This window comes from Cronobacter muytjensii ATCC 51329, from assembly GCF_001277195.1.
Classification (GTDB): domain Bacteria; phylum Pseudomonadota; class Gammaproteobacteria; order Enterobacterales; family Enterobacteriaceae; genus Cronobacter; species Cronobacter muytjensii.
The window spans coordinates 2,885,906-2,901,484 of the sequence record NZ_CP012268.1; the positions used below are offsets into that span (position 1 = coordinate 2,885,906).

The following is a 15,579-nucleotide window of genomic DNA, read 5'->3' on the forward strand; positions in this document are numbered from 1 at the left end:
ATCCTCAGGGTGTTTTATAGTAAAAGTAGATTAAAAATGGAGCGCGAAGCCTCCTGATACGCGTTGTGTATCTGCCCCTGCGGTGCTGTTGACTAAAAATTTTCGCTAAAAAGGGGATACGTTATGGACGAATACTCACCAAAACGGCATGATATAGCGCAGCTTAAATTTCTTTGCGAAAGCCTGTATCATGATTGCCTCGCCACGCTAGGCGAAAACCAGCATGGCTGGGTTAACGACCCCACATCCGCCGTTAACCTGCAACTGAACGATCTGATTGAGCATATTGCCAGTTTCGGTCTTAATTATAAAATTAAGCATGACGAAGATGCCGCTCTCATTGAGCAATTAGATGAATATCTGGATGATACTTTTATGCTTTTCAGCAATTACGGTATCAATGCGCAAGATTTGCAAAAATGGCGCAAGTCCGGAAACAGGCTTTTCCGGTGTTTCGTAAACGCCAGCCGGGAGAATCCTGTGAGCTTGTCTTTTTAAAAATAGAACAACCACTTAGGTGTATTATGACGACCAAACCATTAACCAAAACCGATTATTTAATGCGACTCAGACGCTGTCAGACAATTGATACGCTGGAACGTGTGATTGAAAAAAATAAATATGAATTGCCTGACAATGAACTGGCGGTATTTTATTCAGCTGCAGATCATCGTCTCGCTGAACTGACCATGAATAAGCTTTACGATAAAATCCCAACCTCTGTGTGGAAATTTGTCCGTTAATCCCCTGTTATTTTGTACGTGATTATCATCAGTGATATTGATGATGCTGGCGCCATGTTAGTGTCGAGCGATTCGGATTATGCGTGCCATACCGAACAGAGCCTCCGTTAGCATGGCCCCTCCTCCCCTCTCTTTTGTGCAGCGCCTCCCCCTCTTAAATGCAGTGAATGGTCAGCCGCGCGTTTAGTGGCTACTATCAGGCCTTACTGTTAAAGGAGTGACTTAAGCCATGAGCGAAGAAAAACGCAAAATGATTGCGGGCGAGCTGTACCTCTCGAACGACCCGGTACTGCGTGAGGACCGTCTGCGCGCCAGACATCTGTTGCATGAATACAATCACAGCGCGCCGGATGCGAAAGCGCGACGTCAGGAGATTCTGGCGACGCTGCTTGGCGCGGCGGGGAACGCGTATATCGAACCCACGTTCCGCTGCGATTACGGCTATAACATTTATCTTGGCGAAAACTTCTACGCCAATTTTGACTGCGTGATTCTGGACGTCTGTCCGGTGCGCATTGGCGATAACTGTATGCTGGCGCCCGGCGTGCACATCTATACCGCCACGCATCCGCTGGATCCGACCGAACGCAACAGCGGGCTGGAGTTCGCTAAACCGGTCACCATTGGCAATAATGTCTGGATTGGCGGGCGCGCCATCATCAACCCCGGCGTCACGCTTGGCGATAACGTCGTGGTCGGCTCTGGCGCGGTAGTGACCCATTCAGTGGAAGATAACTGCGTGGTGGCAGGCAACCCGGCGCGCGTGATCCGCCGCCTCTGAGTGCCGCTGCGGTTAACTGTTATGGTTTTTTGTTGGCCGTCTGTTACTTTTTTCGCGCGCGGCGGCCTTCTAAAATGCCCTTTCCCGCGCACGCGCGACACAGATTCTGAAGGTTTTGCATGACTGAAATCCAGCGACTGCTGACGGCCACGATTGACCAGCTCAACAAAGAAGAGAAGCGCGATAACCGTCCGCGTTTTAGCATCAGCTTTATCCGTAAGCATCCGGGGTTGTTTATCGCCATGTATCTGGGGTGGCTCGCCACCATGGCGGTGATGCTCCAGTCGGAAACGCTGGCAGGCTCGGTCTGGCTGCTGGTGGTGCTGTTTGCGCTGCTCAACGGCTTTTTCTTTTTCGATGTTAACCCGCGCTACCACTACGAAGATATCGATGTTCTGGATCTGCGCGTGTGTTACAACGGCGAGTGGTATAACACCCGCAACGTGCCGGAGAGCCTGGTGAACGAGATCCAGCATTCGCCGCGTATTACCGCCGAACAAAAAGCGCAGCTGGAGAAAATGCTGACCCGTAAAAAAGCGCTCTCCTTTTATGATATCTACTCGCTCGATAAACACGCGGGTAGCGCTAATCCGCCGGTGAACACCGCGACGGCATCTCAGGCGCACTAAAAAAATCGCCCTCTTGCGAGGGCGATGCTTACCGTCTTTTCTTCCTGCCCTGCACCGCTTTAAAACGCGGATTCGATTTGCAGATAACATACAGCCGGCCTTTGCGTCTGACTATCTGACAGTCAGGATGGCGCGCTTTCGCGCTGCGTAATGAATTCAGCACCTGCATGGTTTACGCCTTTTTATCGTTAAAGAAACGGCCAAAACGCTGCTGGAAGCGCGCGGCGCTGCCCTCGGTAGTGATGGTCTTCTGACGCCCGGTGTAATACGGGTGCGACGCTGATGACACATCAATCGTCACGTACGGGTATGTCTCGCCATCGAGTTCGATTTCACGCTCGGTTTTAATGGTCGAGCCCACTTTAAAATATTCGTTGGCGCTCGTGTCGTGGAACACCACGGTGCGGTAGTGGGGATGGATATCTGGTTTCATCATTCGCCCTTAAAGAAATGTTATAACGTAACAATATCGTAAAGCGACCGCGCTGAAATTGCAAGCGGCTGGCGTGAAGGGTCGAGCGGCAGAAATAAAAAAGCCGGCGCATCGGGCGGCCGGCTTCTCAGAGGCAAGCGCTAACTTACAGGCGGAAGCCCGCTACCACGCGGTCGAGCTGCTGCGTCTGCTCGCTCATTGAGTGAGACGCCGCCGACACTTCCTGTACCAGCGCCGCGTTCTGCTGCGTCGCGCTGTCGAGCTGGTTAATCGCCAGGTTCACCTGTGAAATCCCCGCGCTCTGTTCGCGGCTGGAGGACATTATCTCGCCCATCAGCGTGGTTACGTTGCGCACGCCGCTCAGCAGTTCATCCATCGTCGCGCCCGCCTCATTCACAAGCTTCGTGCCTGTGTCGATATTGGTGGCGGAGTTTTCGATAAGCTGTTTGATTTCACGCGCCGACTGCGCGGAGCGCTGCGCCAGGCTGCGTACCTCGGAGGCGACCACCGCAAAACCGCGGCCCTGTTCGCCCGCGCGCGCCGCTTCTACCGCGGCGTTGAGCGCCAGAATGTTCGTCTGGAACGCGATACTGTCGATTACCGCGATAATATCCACGACCTTGCCGGACGAACTCTGAATCGCGCTCATGGTGCTGACCACTTCGCGCACCACGTTGCCGCCCCGCTCCGCCACCTGGGACGCCTGATGCGCAAGCTCGTTGGCATGCGCGGCGTTATCGGCGTTCTGACGCACCGTGCTGGTGAGCTGTTCCATGGAGGCCGCCGTCTCCTCAATGGAACTCGCCTGATCTTCAGTGCGCGCGGAGAGATCCTGGTTGCCGCTTGAGATCTGCTGCGATGCCGACGAGAGCGCGCGGGCGCTGTCGCCCACCTGGCGCAGCATTTTTTGCAGATAGTCGATCACGCCGTTGAAGCTGTCGATAATCGCGTTGAATTCCGGGCTGCTGGTCGGCTCCAGGCGCTGAGTCAGATCCGCGCCGCCTGCGGAGAGACGGCTGATGTTGCGGTTAAGATCGGCCAGCTTGCCCATCAGCGAACGGATAAACAGCACCAGCACGCCCAGCAGCAGCAACATCATCGGGATCTGCACCATGCTCAGGCGCGCCAGAATGGTATCAGTCTGCGTCGTCAGCAGCGCGGTCGGCAGATCGACGGCGATAATCCACGGGCTGTTTTTGATGGACTGCAACATCACGGTGTGCGATTCGCCATCCTGGTCATACTCCTGCTCGGTTTTTTCGCCTGCGCGGAAGCGGGACAACGTGTTCTGCACCGCCTGCGCCATCGGGTCATCGCCGAGATCGGCGAGCTTTTTCAGGCTGGCGGTTTTCCCTACCTGGTTTGCGTCGCCGACAATTTTGCCGTCCGCTTCGAGAATCAGCACGCGTCCGGAAATCGCCTCGTTCATCTGTTTCGCCAGCTGGTTGAAAAAGCCCAGCGTCACGTCGATGGTCGCCACACCCCACGGCTGGCCATCTTTCGTAATCACCATCGCGCAGTTGGTGCGCGGCTGCGGGCTGGCGTCATCCTGATACGCGTTCGCCCAGGCGCACTGGCTTACGGGCGCATTCAGCCCCGCTTTATACCAGACCTGCTCGTAATAGTTCGGCGCCGCCTCAGAGTTCCAGTAGGTGTTCACTTCCAGCTGATTGCTGGCGTTGCGGGCGAAAAAGGTGCTGAATTTATTGCGCCCCGCCTCGCGTTTTTCCGGCAGCGGCCAGATGCCCCCGCCAAAGACATTCACATCCTGGTATTGATCCACCAGCGCGGGCAGCAGACGATCGATTTCATCGCTCTGCATGGTCGCGACGCTCTGCGTCACGCTGCGCATCTGCGCCTGCACGCGGTTCATCTGTTCGACGATGCTGAACGCCACGTTATCCACTTCATAACGAATAAGACGCGTCTCAGTGCGCTTAATTTCCGGCGTCACAAAAAAGTGGATCACCAGCGCGGTAATAACGCTGAGCGCCGCAAAAAAGAGACAGAGTAAAACGATAAACCTGGCTTGCGTTGTTTTTAGCATTGTTATTTACCTGGAAAGATTCAGAGGGAACTTCTTTCAGGACAACGGCAGCGCAGCGGCAAACTTGAAGGTTGAATCATTGTTAAGATTTTAACGAAAATTTAACTCATTGACGGGTAAAACAAATCCCGTTCCACCGGAAACATTTTGAAATACTTCCTTATGCGGTAGCCAGAAATCCTTTTTACCCCATGACGTTATAAATCAGAAAAGAACGATATTGGGCGCGCCGACGCTTTTCAGGCACCGTGACGTCATGGAGCCAACCTGAGGAGATCCCTATGCGCCTGCGCTGTTGTTGTGCCTGTCTGTTTGCTGATAACCGACTGTTATTTTCTTTTGCTAACGGAGCGCCCCATGAGCACAGCCTTTCCCCCAACGTTGCCAATCCTGGATCTCACCCGGCTTAATCAGGGCCCGGCCGACCGCGCCGCGTTTCTCGATCACCTGCGCTACGCCGCCCGCGACATCGGTTTTTTCTATATCGTGAATCATGGTGTCTATACCCGCCTGCTGGACGACGTTCAACACGAAGCGCGCCGGTTCTTCGCGCTGCCGGAAGACGAAAAAGCGCGGGTGGCGATGATCCATTCGCCTCACTTTCGCGGCTATAACCGCGCCGCGGCGGAGCTGACGCGCGGCAAACCGGACTGGCGCGAACAGTTTGATATTGGCGCCGAGCGCCCGGCGCTCACGCTTTCCGCGAACGCGCCGTCCTGGCGTCGTTTGCAGGGGCCGAACCTCTGGCCCGACGCCCAGCCATCGCTTAAACCGACTCTGCTGCGCTTTCAGCGCGACATGGCGCAGATGGCGCTGCGTCTGCTGCGCGCCTTCGCAGAAGCCCTGCATCTCGCGCCAGACGCGTTCGACACGCTGTATGGCGAACAGCCCAACGAGCATATCAAGCTCATCCGCTACCCCGGCCAGCAGCATACGCAAAGCGATCAGGGCGTCGGCGCGCACAAGGATTCCGGTTTTTTGAGCTTTCTGTTGCAGGATCAGCAACAGGGCCTGCAGGTGGAAGTGGCACCCGACGAGTGGATTGACGCCGCCCCGCTGCCCGGCAGCTTTGTGGTCAATATCGGCGAACTGCTGGAGCTTGCCACCAACGGCTATCTGCGCGCCACGGTGCACCGCGTCGTCTCGCCGCCAGCGGATAAAGAACGCCTTTCCATCGCCTTCTTCCTGGGCGCGCGGCTCGACGGCGTGGTGCCGGTCTATCCCCTACCGCCGGAGCTCGCCCGCGAGGCGCACGGCCCGCAAAGCGATCCGCGCAATCCACTGCTGCGCGACGTCGGCTGGAACTACTTAAAAGGCCGCCTGCGATCGCACCCCGATGTCGCCGAACGCTACTACCGCGACGTGCTGCGCGAAAGCCATGAACTGATTGCCTGACCTTCACTTGCAAAGGAAAAGACCATGAATAAGGCCACATTGACGCTGGCAGGGCTGACGCTGCTGGTAGCAACCGGCTTACAGGCTGCCGAACCGCTGCGTATCGCCGCCGATCCGGTGCCGCACGCTGAAATCCTTAACTACATTAAAACGCTCGACCCCAAACTCGATCTGAACGTGGTGGAGCTCTCCAGCGGCGTGAACGCCAACGAGTTGCTGGCGAACGGCGACGTTGACGCCAACTATTTTCAGCATCTGCCGTACCTGAAGGATCAGGAAAAAGCGCTCGGCAAAACGTTCGCGGTCGCCGCGACGGTGCATGTCGAACCCCTCGGCATCTATTCGCATAAATATAAGGATTTCAAAACCGTGCCGGAAGGCGCCACGGTAGCGGTGCCGAATAACGTAACCAACCTCAGCCGCGCGCTGTTTTTACTGCAAAAGCAGGGACTGATTACGCTTAAAGCAGGCTTTAACGATCCGGCAAGCAGCCTCGCCACGCCGAACGATATCAGGGAGAACCCGAAAAACCTGAAGATCCTCGAAATCGAATCTCCGCAGATCCCGCGCTCGCTGGATGATGTGGATCTGGCAGTGATCAACGGCAACTACGCGCTGGAAGCCGGGCTGACGCCCGCGAAAGATGCGCTGGGCCTTGAGAGCGCCGACCATAACCCGTATGCCAACCTGCTGGTGACTAACCCGACGCTGGTGAACGACCCGCGCATCAAAGCGCTGGCGAAGGATTTGCAGTCGCCGCAGGTCGCGGAATTTATCCGCCAGCACTATAACGGCTCGGTGATCCCGGTCGCGGCCCCGCAGTCATGATAACGCTGGAAGGGCTGAGCAAAACTTACGCCGGAGAGGGCCGCCCGGCGCTGGACGACGTCTCGCTCGCCATTCCCCAGGGCGCGGTTTACGGGATACTCGGGCGCAGCGGCGCGGGCAAAAGCACGCTGTTGCGCTGTCTTAATCTGCTGGAGCGGCCCACGGCGGGTCGCATCCTGATGAACGGCGCGGAGATCACGCGCCTTGACGACCGCGCGTTGCGCGAGCATCGCCAGCGCACCGCAATGGTGTTTCAGCACTTTAACCTGCTGCATGCGCGCACGGTGGCGGACAACGTGGCGGTGCCGCTGGAGATAACCGGTATGCCGCGTACTGTGCGCCGTCAGCGGGTCGGGGAATTGCTGGAGCTCGTGGGGCTTGCGGATAAAGCGAACGCGTTTCCCTCGCGCCTGTCCGGCGGACAGAAGCAGCGCGTCGGCATCGCCAGGGCGCTGGCCGCGCATCCGCAGGTGTTGCTGTGCGACGAGGCCACCAGCGCGCTGGATCCGGAAACTACTGGCTCCATCCTGGCGCTGCTTGCCGACATCAATCGCCAGCTGGGGCTGACCATCGTGCTTATCACGCATGAGCTGGAGGTGGTGAAAGCCATCTGCGATCACGCCGCGCTGCTGGAGAACGGACGGCTGGTGGAGAGCGGCAGGCTCGCGGATCTGTTAACCGCGCCGTGGTCGGTGCTGCGCCAGACGCTGGTGCGAGATAACGCCGCCTGGCAGGCATTTTTACGTCGTCACGGCGTGGAGGGCAGAATACTGTGCGAAGTCGCATGAGTTTTGACGATCTCTGGCCGCTACTGGCGCAGGGAACTCTGGAGACGCTCTATATGGTTGGGCTGGCGGCGCTCTTTACGGTGCTTATCGGCCTGCCGGTCGGCGTGATGCTGTTTATCACCCGGCGCGACGGCGTGCTCCCTCAGCCCCGGCTTAACCGTCTGCTGGGCGGGGTCATTAACATCGGGCGATCGCTGCCGTTTATCGTGCTGCTGATTGCGCTGATCCCGCTGACGCGCCTGATTATCGGCACCACGCTCGGCAGTACCGCCGCCGTAGTGCCCATTACTATCGGGGCGTTTCCCTTTTTCGCGCGCGTGGTGGAAAACGCGCTTGATGAGGTGGACAAAGGACGCGCCGAAGCGATCATCGCGATGGGCGGCAACGCCTGGCATGTGATCAGCAAAGCGCTGCTGCCGGAGGCGCTGCCTGCGCTGCTGGCAGGCGTCACGCTTACAGTGGTGATGCTGATAGGCTTTTCCTCAATGGCGGGCGTGATTGGCGGCGGCGGGCTTGGCGACCTCGCGATCCGCTACGGCTATCAGCGCTTCAATAATGAAGTGATGGCCGCCACGGTGGTGATTCTGGTGGCGCTGGTGCAGGGCGTGCAAACGCTCGGCGATCGGCTGGTGCGCCGCCTCGCGCACCGCCGCTAAGATGTATGTTCTGCGGCGCGGCCCGCGCGGCTGCGCTGCTTTCTTATTTTTTGCCTAAACCCTAAGCGAAATCAATGCGACATGCCGTCGCAAAAGCCATTATCCCCCACTACGCTAAAGGTACTCCGCACTCTTTTCTTCATTACGGGCAGGCAACCATCGTGACCATTGCAAAACTGATAAGGGTAGTAACAGCCGTGCTGTTGCTCAGCGTTCTGCTGCCCGTCGCTTTCAGTTTCTGGCTCGCCCGCCACCAGGCCGAAGAGCACTTTATGATGGAGCTCGACGCCTACACGGAACGCACGCTGATCCGCACCGACACCATTATGCAACAGGCGAAAGCGGCGCTGACGCAAATCAATCGCTTCGACGGCGAGGCATGCAGCGAGACGCATCTGCAAGCGATGCGCCGCACGTCGTTCGTGTTCCGCCACGTTCAGGAAGTGGTTTACCTGCAGGATATGACGCCGCTCTGTTCATCGCTGGTGGGCCGCAGTATCTCAAAACCGCTGCCGACGCCGACATGGGTCAGCGAATCCAGTTACCCCATCTGGTTTAGCGCGCAAAACGATCTCGGCATGCCGACGCCCATGATCATGATCGGTCGGATGCCACATATGGTTCTGATCGACCCCTACTCGTTTATCGATCTCATCCCGTTCAGCGCCTGGCCCATCAACACGACGATTATCGGGTTACAGCGCAACCGGATCCTCGCCAGCAGCAGCCCGTTTGACATCTCCGTCTGGCGTAAAGCGCGTGAAAGCGGCGCCGAAAAAATCGAGTACCGCGGCAATATTTACCTGATACGCATGAAGCCGCGCTCCGGGATTGCCGTGGTGGCCTGGGCGTCGCGGGCGCCGCAGACGGCGGAGATCCGCAAGCTCCAGCTCATCTGGCTGCCGGCCGGGATTTTAATCAGCTTGGCGGCGGCGTTTTACCTGCTGCGCCTGTTACGGCGTTTACAGTCCCCGCGCTATCGCCTGCAGGACGGCATTAACAACAATGAACTGGTGATGCACTACCAGCCGATTATTCGCCTGGCGGACGGCAAGCCCATTGGCGCCGAGGCGCTGATCCGCTGGCCCCAGCCGGACGGCAGTATGCTGACGCCGGATATTTTCATTCCGCTCGCCGAACAGACCGGGCTTATCGGCCCGCTGACGCGCCAGATTGTCTACAACGTTCTGCACGATCTCGGCGACTGGCTGCGCGCGCACCCGCAACAGCACATCTCAATTAACATTTCCGCCTTCGATCTGCATGAGCCGCAGTTCGTTGATATGTTCAGCGAGGCGCTGGCGCAGCATGGTATCCCACCGTGCCAGCTGGCGCTGGAAATTACCGAGCGCGGCTTTGCCGACCCGAGCTTAAGCGGCCCTGTGATTGAGCGGCTACGCGCGGCGGGTCATGAGATTTACATCGATGATTTCGGGACCGGTTACTCCAGCCTGAGTTATCTCGAAGATCTGAACGTCGATATCCTGAAAATCGATAAATCGTTTGTCGACGCGCTGGAGTACAAAACGGTCACGCCGCACATCATCGAAATGGCGAAAACGCTGAAGCTGGAGATGGTGGCCGAAGGCGTGGAAAACGAAAGCCAGGCGCAGTGGTTGCGCGAACACGGCGTGCAGTACGCCCAGGGCTGGCTTTACAGTAAAGCGCTGCCCGCCGAGGCATTTATCGCCTGGTGTAAAGCGCACGGCGTCAGGTAAGCGAGTGTCGCATCTCGTACTGGCGCACCGGCTGGATCCGAAAGCCGCTCTGCTCAAAAAGCGGCGCGAGGCGTTGCTCCACCGCCACCGGCGTCATCAGCCCCGGAAAGCGCTCATGCAGCAGCGATAACAGCCGCCGAGCACGCCCTTCATGCCGCGCCGCAGGCGCCACCCACAGCGCGCGCAGCTGCGGCTGGGCATAGCAGGTCGCGACAATCGCGAACGCCCGGTCATCAAGTGAAAACCCTGTTCCCGGCAGCGCCTGGGCGGTTTCGGGCGACACCAGCCACGGCAGGTCGTCCGCCTGCGCCGCGATACGGCGCGCCACCTCATGCGGATCGCACGGCATCAGCGCCTGCGTATCGACAAACGTCGCCGGGCTGTGGGCCTGAAAGCCGACCAGCGTTCTTTCGCAGGCAAACCCTACCCGCTCATATAACCCCTGCCCCGCGTCGTTGCCGACGATCACCTCAAGCGTCATGCTTTTCTCGCCGCGCTCGTGCGCTTCATCAAGCAACTGCATCATCAGCATCTTACCAACGCCTTTGCCGCGCCACGCCGGGTGAATGGCGAACGCGGCCAGGCGGCTGCGCCAGCCGCGCCGTGCAATCAATGCCAGCGCGACGATGTTATCGCCCTCAAGCCAGATGCGGCTCGCGTTCAGGCAGACATTCTCCGCGCCGAAACGTTGAGCGAAGGTGGCGCCATCCAGCTGGAACGGCACCAGATAACCATCAAAGCAGCGGCACAGCATGGCGGCCAGCGCCTCGCTGCTCCAGTGGATTGCGGGCAGCGCACGCAGTGATTCCTTATTCGACATCGCAGTTCCTCGCCAGCGGAAACTCTCAGCATAACGCAGCGCCGGAAAAAGGCGACTCAACCTTTCTCAATCGCCGCGGCGCCTGGCGCGGCGCGCTTTACGCGCTTTGCCTGAAACCACGGCAGGCAGAGCTGGATAAGCGGCCCGATTGTCAGCGCGTAAACCACCGTGCCGATGCCGAGCGAGCCGCCCATCGCCCAGCCCGCCAGCAATACCGACACTTCAATCGCGGTTCGCACGCTGCGCACCGACCAGCCGGTGCGGGCATTGATGCCGGTCATCAGACCATCGCGCGGCCCCGCGCCGAAGCCCGCGCCGATATACATGCCAGTCGCGAGCGCATTCACCACGACAGCCGCCGCCAGCAGCCCGCTGCGCACCGCCAGCGAGGAGGCTGCGGGCAACACGGCCAGCGCCGCGTCCGCCGCAAGCCCAATCATGATGACATTACTGATAGTGCCAAGCCCGGGCTTCTGGCGCAGCGGCACCCACAGCAGCAGCACCAGCGCCCCGACGCCGATAATCACCAGGCCGATATTCAGCGACAGCAACCGCGCGACGCCCAGATGAAACACGTTCCACGGATCGGTGCCGAGATCGGCCCGCACGAACATCGCGGTAGACACGCCATACAACGCAAGCCCGACATACAGCTGAAGTAAACGACGCCACATACTTTTTTCCTCGCCAGTAAATTGGCTACTACTTTAAAGCCAGCCGGCCTAAGATTAAGGTCCAGTTACAACAAAGTGGACTGCTTATGAATACGCGTCGCACCGGCGCGGCCTCGCTGCTGCGCCTGCTTGGTCGCTGGCAGCAGGAGCACGCCCGCCTGCCGGTTTATCGTCAGCTGGCGCAGGCCCTGCGGCTGGTCATTCTTGACGGGCGCCTGCCCCTCGCCAGCCGGCTGCCGGGCGAGCGTGAACTGGCGGGCGCGCTTGGCGTCAGCCGCACCACGGTCGCCAGCGCGCTGGGGCTGCTGCGCGATGAAGGCTTTTTAATAAGCCGCCACGGCGCGGGCTCCGCCATCGCTCTGCCGGCTGGCAGCGCTTCAGTGCCGACGCTAACCGGCAGCGGCGGCGCGCTCGATCTCTCCACCGCCGCGCTGAGCGCAGGCCCGGAAGTGCTGGAAGCCTGCCAGCGCGCCGTCGCGCAGCTGCCGGACTACCTTGGCCATACCGGTTACGATCCGCACGGGCTGCTGCGCCTGCGCGAAATTATCGCCGCCCGCTACAACGCGCGTGGCCTGCCTACCAGCGCCGATCAGGTGATGCTGGTCAACGGCGCGGTGAGCGGTTTCGCGCTCATCCTGCGGCTGCTGACCGGCCCCGGTGACCGGGTAGTGGTCGATAACCCCACTTACCCGCTTGCCATCGCCGCTATTCGCGGCGCGTCGTGCCGCCCGGTGCCGGTATCGCTGACCGCACAAGGATGGGACGCGGACGGGCTGGCGGCCACATTCGCCCAGACGTCGCCGCGCCTCGCGTATCTTATTCCGGATTATCACAACCCAACCGGCAGTTGCATGGACGCGGCGACCCGCGAGCGCGTGGCGGCGGCGGCGGCGGCCTGCCGTACGACGCTGGTAGTGGATGAAACCATGGTCGACCTCTGGTATGAAAACGCCCCGCCGTCGCCGCTTGCCGCATTCAGCGGGCAGGATGACGTCATTACGCTCGGGTCGGCGGGTAAAAGCTTCTGGGGCGGACTGCGGCTCGGCTGGATACGCGCCAGCGCGCGCACTATCGCCTCGCTGGTACAGATGCGCGACACGCTCGATCTCGGCTCGCCGTTACTGGAGCAACTCGCCGTCGCCACGCTTATTGAGGAGTCATCGCGCTTTTTGCCGCCGCGCCGTGCGGCGTTAAAAGCGCGCCGCGACGCCTGTCTCGACGCCATGCAACGCTATTTTCCGCAGTGGCGCAGCCCGCTGCCGCAAGGAGGATTATCGTTCTGGGTTGAGTTACCGCGCCCGCTGGCGACGCGTTTTGCCGCCAGCGCCGAAGGGCTTGGCATTCATCTTGGCGCAGGTAACCGGTTCGGCGTGGATGGCGCGTTCGAGCGTTATCTGCGTATGCCGTTTACGCTGGAGACCGAACGGCTGGAAGAGGCGTTCAGCCGGTTGCAGCCGCTCTGGCAGCAGTTAATGGAGACGCGCGCGACGACCGCCCGCGGCCTGGTGTAGGGCCTGACAGATGCCGCGCAGCGTGAATGAGGTCAGTCTGAAGCGATAGCGCCGGATGACAGCGATAACATCACCCCGGCCAGAAAAAACAGATGGCGACCCTTCCGGCTCGCCATAAAATACCGTCATCCGTGACTGCACATGTTATGAGATGGTGAGGCGTATCATTTTATTATGCGGAAGATAATGACGGCGCTTTGTAACAGCGCCGTGTCACGGAGATGATATATTAATGACGCATTCAACAAGCGGGAATTAATGCTGACGGGGAACCGGGAAGCCTTTCAGGGAAATGATAAACTCATTGCCCTCTTTTTTTATTTTGGCGCCAGCATCGCACCAGTCAGACGCAATGCGAAAAAACTCATCGCTGCCGACATCCCAGCCCAGACGGACGTGTTTTACATAGCCTGAACGCAACAGCTCGCAGGCTTCCCGATAGGTTGAAGCCGTGGTAGACAGAGGGGCGTTTTTCATTTTTTCTTCTTCAGAAGTTTACGTAGCGCTTTGATTTCTTTTACAGAAAGTGGGGAGATATCTTCTTCGGTATGCTGGCTGTCGATCTCTTCGCCGCTCACCGCGTCGTCTTCATCAGCAAGCACCAGCGCTTTAAGCAGCAGCTTTTCTGTGGCGGCGCTGAGCGTCTCACTGTTCTGCTCAGCATACTGACGAAGCTTTTCTTTGAGGTCCGTATTTATTTTTACGTTAAGCACCGCAGCAGTCATAGAAAATTCCTTTCTTTACAGATGAGAGCTATTTAATACCTTAATTGATTATTAAGATCCAGCACTAAGCTCTTTCTTATAAAAAGACGTTTCAAAAATGAGATATTCGACAAGCTATTATGACAATAAGATGACAAATAAATGACAGTTAAATGAATTTGCAAATAAAAAACAAAATATATAACGCTACGTGGCGGAAATGGATATTGCGTTTCGCGGATAAGAAAAAGTAGAGACAGATACTCTGGATAAGAGAAGAAGCAGCATGTTGTGGAGGTGGCGGCGAGAGCGCCTGAAATGGGTGGGGGCCCTGCCAGCTACATCCCGGCACACACGTCATCTGCCTTGGCTGCTTCCTTCCGGACCTGACCTGGTAAACAGAGTAGCGTTGCGGGAGAACCAACAGGGCCCCCATTGAGAGCGTCGTTAAACGCGCAGGCCGCATTATGTCTGTTGCCCCTGGCGATTGCAACCCAACGCGCGCCGGATGCCGGTTTATTGCGCAATCATGGTCAAAGGAGCGTGAAACAGGGCGTCGGCTGGCTGGGCGGTTTATCCCCGCTCGCGCGGGGAACACTGAGTATGCGGCACGCTGCCCGTAAGAGGATTACGCGATTTCCATTCATCAAAATGATATTGACCGCGCGACGTTTTCACTCATAGTTGCCCTTCTGAGCGTGCGTTCATATGCTTACAACCTGACTGACAGGAGCCCCTCATGCATAACCACGACACCTTCCCGCAACGCGTTTACCAGATTGTCGCCGCCATTCCGGAAGGGTGCGTCACAACCTATGGCGAGGTGGCGCGGCTGGCGGGTTCGCCGCGGGCGGCGCGTCAGGTAGGCGGCGTGTTAAAGCGCCTGCCGGAGGGCAGCCTTTTGCCGTGGCATCGCGTGGTGAATCGTCGGGGAGAAATTTCGCTGACCGGGCCGGATTTACAGCGTCAGCGTCAGGCATTGCTTGCAGAAGGCGTACAGGTGTCGGGAAAAGGAGAGATCGATCTGGCGCGCTACGGGTGGCGCTACTGAAAAGCGCCTCCGAAGAGGCGCTGTGGCAGGCTTAGTACGTCGTCGGCGCCGGAACGGCGGCGGACGGCGTGACCTGCGTCGGCGAGGTAGACGGTACGGTTGTGACCGCGCCGCCGCCAGCCTGTACCGGCACGGCGGTCTGCTGCACCGGCACCAGGGTCAGGTCGATTTTCTTGCCGCCATCGTTCACCGCCGGCTGTACGCGGTCGGTGATGAACACCAGCTTATCGTCAACCGTAATCGCGGCACTCAGCAGAATGCGGGCATTCGGCTGAATATCGGATGGATTAAACGGCAGTACGAAGCTGAACGGGGCCTGTTTGCCTTCTGTACGCACCACTTTCTGCGAAATGACTTTAGACGGCGCGTTCGCCTGGGTCGCGTCCGACAGGGTCACGGTCAGCACCGCATCCGGCGGCAGCGCCACTTTCTGGCGGATCCAGACTGTCCCGGACACGTTCGGCTGCTTAATCACCGGCTTCGTCGCGACGCCAGAAGTATTCGGGTTCGGCGCGGGAACGGCGATATCGGCACTTTTATCCTGCGCGCAACCAGCCAGCGCAACGGCAACGGCTAAACCACTTAACATGTGCACGAGTTTCATAGCGTTCTCCTTATTTTCGATGCACCAGTAAGCGCCTTGCACTCACCAGCGTGAGCTCTCACAACATGCTTGTCGTGCTAAGTGTGGCACATATCACTAATTTTCGCCTGGAAACGGGCCGCTATTAAGATTATTGAACCCCTCTGACCAGTTGTCTTTCTGCGTTATAATCGGCATATATCATTCGCACGGCTGTG

Annotated in this window: 19 protein-coding genes and 1 other RNA gene; 11 read left to right on the plus strand and 9 right to left on the minus strand. The window is 58.6% G+C overall.

Going from position 1 to position 15,579, the window contains the following annotated elements; translation table 11 throughout:
- Nucleotides 1-123: 123 nt before the first annotated feature.
- The 4 genes from tomB (at nt 124) to AFK63_RS13360 (ending at nt 2,153) form a co-directional block, all read left to right on the plus strand.
- Nucleotides 124-498: an Hha toxicity modulator TomB gene (gene tomB / locus AFK63_RS13345; protein ID WP_038864291.1), complete on the plus strand. Its 375-nt coding sequence runs from the start codon at nt 124-126 to the stop codon at nt 496-498.
- Nucleotides 499-524: 26 nt separating this feature from the next.
- Nucleotides 525-743: an HHA domain-containing protein gene (locus AFK63_RS13350; RefSeq protein WP_007713751.1), complete on the plus strand. Its 219-nt coding sequence runs from the start codon at nt 525-527 to the stop codon at nt 741-743.
- 229 nt (nt 744-972) lie between these two features.
- The gene (gene maa / locus AFK63_RS13355; RefSeq protein WP_038864292.1) at nt 973-1,524 is read left to right on the plus strand and encodes a maltose O-acetyltransferase; all 552 of its coding nucleotides are present in this window, start codon (nt 973-975) and stop codon (nt 1,522-1,524) included.
- A 119-nt stretch (nt 1,525-1,643) separates the two neighbouring features.
- Entirely contained in the window at nt 1,644-2,153 is a 510-nt protein-coding gene (locus tag AFK63_RS13360; RefSeq protein ID WP_038864293.1) for a YlaC family protein, read from the plus strand.
- Nucleotides 2,154-2,181: 28 nt separating this feature from the next.
- Here the strand turns inward: AFK63_RS13360 and ykgO are convergent, their stop codons facing one another.
- From ykgO to AFK63_RS13375, 3 genes are all read right to left on the minus strand, one after another.
- Nucleotides 2,182-2,322 (minus strand): type B 50S ribosomal protein L36, encoded by a 141-nt coding sequence (ykgO, locus tag AFK63_RS13365; RefSeq protein ID WP_007713754.1) that lies wholly within the window; start codon nt 2,320-2,322, stop codon nt 2,182-2,184.
- 3 nt (nt 2,323-2,325) lie between these two features.
- A complete protein-coding gene (locus tag AFK63_RS13370; RefSeq protein WP_038864295.1) occupies nt 2,326-2,586 on the minus strand; it encodes a type B 50S ribosomal protein L31 in 261 nt (86 codons plus the stop codon).
- A gap of 145 nt (nt 2,587-2,731) precedes the next feature.
- Nucleotides 2,732-4,633, minus strand: coding sequence for a methyl-accepting chemotaxis protein (locus tag AFK63_RS13375; RefSeq protein ID WP_038864296.1), 1,902 nt, complete (start codon nt 4,631-4,633; stop codon nt 2,732-2,734).
- Nucleotides 4,634-4,990: 357 nt separating this feature from the next.
- Here AFK63_RS13375 and AFK63_RS13380 point away from each other — a divergent pair, with 357 nt between their 5' ends.
- From AFK63_RS13380 to AFK63_RS13400, 5 genes are all read left to right on the plus strand, one after another.
- Nucleotides 4,991-6,028, plus strand: a complete 1,038-nt coding sequence (locus AFK63_RS13380) for an isopenicillin N synthase family dioxygenase (RefSeq protein WP_038864297.1) — start codon at nt 4,991-4,993, stop codon at nt 6,026-6,028.
- 24 nt (nt 6,029-6,052) lie between these two features.
- Complete coding sequence (locus tag AFK63_RS13385; protein ID WP_038864298.1) at nt 6,053-6,856, plus strand: MetQ/NlpA family ABC transporter substrate-binding protein; 804 nt, start codon at nt 6,053-6,055, stop codon at nt 6,854-6,856.
- Nucleotides 6,853-7,644, plus strand: a complete 792-nt coding sequence (locus tag AFK63_RS13390; protein WP_081642086.1) for a methionine ABC transporter ATP-binding protein — start codon at nt 6,853-6,855, stop codon at nt 7,642-7,644. Before AFK63_RS13385 ends, AFK63_RS13390 begins: the two co-directional genes overlap by 4 nt.
- The gene (locus tag AFK63_RS13395; RefSeq protein WP_167341524.1) at nt 7,641-8,300 is read left to right on the plus strand and encodes a methionine ABC transporter permease; all 660 of its coding nucleotides are present in this window, start codon (nt 7,641-7,643) and stop codon (nt 8,298-8,300) included. Before AFK63_RS13390 ends, AFK63_RS13395 begins: the two co-directional genes overlap by 4 nt.
- Before the next feature lie 161 nt (nt 8,301-8,461).
- Complete coding sequence (locus AFK63_RS13400; protein ID WP_038864301.1) at nt 8,462-10,018, plus strand: EAL domain-containing protein; 1,557 nt, start codon at nt 8,462-8,464, stop codon at nt 10,016-10,018.
- Here AFK63_RS13400 and AFK63_RS13405 read toward each other — a convergent pair.
- Nucleotides 10,011-10,838 (minus strand): GNAT family N-acetyltransferase, encoded by an 828-nt coding sequence (locus AFK63_RS13405; protein WP_038864302.1) that lies wholly within the window; start codon nt 10,836-10,838, stop codon nt 10,011-10,013. The two genes, AFK63_RS13400 and AFK63_RS13405, sit on opposite strands and share 8 nt — an antisense overlap.
- A gap of 56 nt (nt 10,839-10,894) precedes the next feature.
- A complete protein-coding gene (gene yczE / locus AFK63_RS13410) occupies nt 10,895-11,512 on the minus strand; it encodes a membrane protein YczE (protein WP_038864303.1) in 618 nt (205 codons plus the stop codon).
- An 86-nt stretch (nt 11,513-11,598) separates the two neighbouring features.
- On the opposite strand from yczE, the gene yczR reads away from it, so the two are divergent.
- Nucleotides 11,599-13,023, plus strand: coding sequence for a MocR-like transcription factor YczR (gene yczR / locus AFK63_RS13415; protein ID WP_038864304.1), 1,425 nt, complete (start codon nt 11,599-11,601; stop codon nt 13,021-13,023).
- A gap of 255 nt (nt 13,024-13,278) precedes the next feature.
- Here yczR and AFK63_RS13420 read toward each other — a convergent pair whose 3' ends face one another.
- The 3 genes from AFK63_RS13420 to ffs all read right to left on the minus strand — a co-directional run bounded on the left by AFK63_RS13420 (nt 13,279) and on the right by ffs (nt 14,153).
- Nucleotides 13,279-13,500, minus strand: coding sequence for a hypothetical protein (locus tag AFK63_RS13420; RefSeq protein WP_038864305.1), 222 nt, complete (start codon nt 13,498-13,500; stop codon nt 13,279-13,281).
- Nucleotides 13,497-13,748: a hypothetical protein gene (locus AFK63_RS13425; protein WP_007755637.1), complete on the minus strand. Its 252-nt coding sequence runs from the start codon at nt 13,746-13,748 to the stop codon at nt 13,497-13,499. The genes AFK63_RS13420 and AFK63_RS13425 overlap by 4 nt, the downstream gene beginning before the upstream one ends.
- Before the next feature lie 308 nt (nt 13,749-14,056).
- Nucleotides 14,057-14,153, minus strand: an RNA gene (gene ffs, locus AFK63_RS20635) — signal recognition particle sRNA small type.
- 313 nt (nt 14,154-14,466) lie between these two features.
- Between ffs and AFK63_RS13430 the strand changes: the two genes are divergently transcribed.
- The gene (locus AFK63_RS13430; RefSeq protein WP_038864308.1) at nt 14,467-14,778 is read left to right on the plus strand and encodes an MGMT family protein; all 312 of its coding nucleotides are present in this window, start codon (nt 14,467-14,469) and stop codon (nt 14,776-14,778) included.
- A gap of 31 nt (nt 14,779-14,809) precedes the next feature.
- On the opposite strand, the gene AFK63_RS13435 is transcribed toward AFK63_RS13430, so the two are convergent.
- On the minus strand, nt 14,810-15,382 hold the full coding sequence (locus AFK63_RS13435) for a YbaY family lipoprotein (protein ID WP_038864310.1): 573 nt from the start codon (nt 15,380-15,382) through the stop codon (nt 14,810-14,812).
- Between the last annotated feature and the right edge of the window lie 197 nt (nt 15,383-15,579).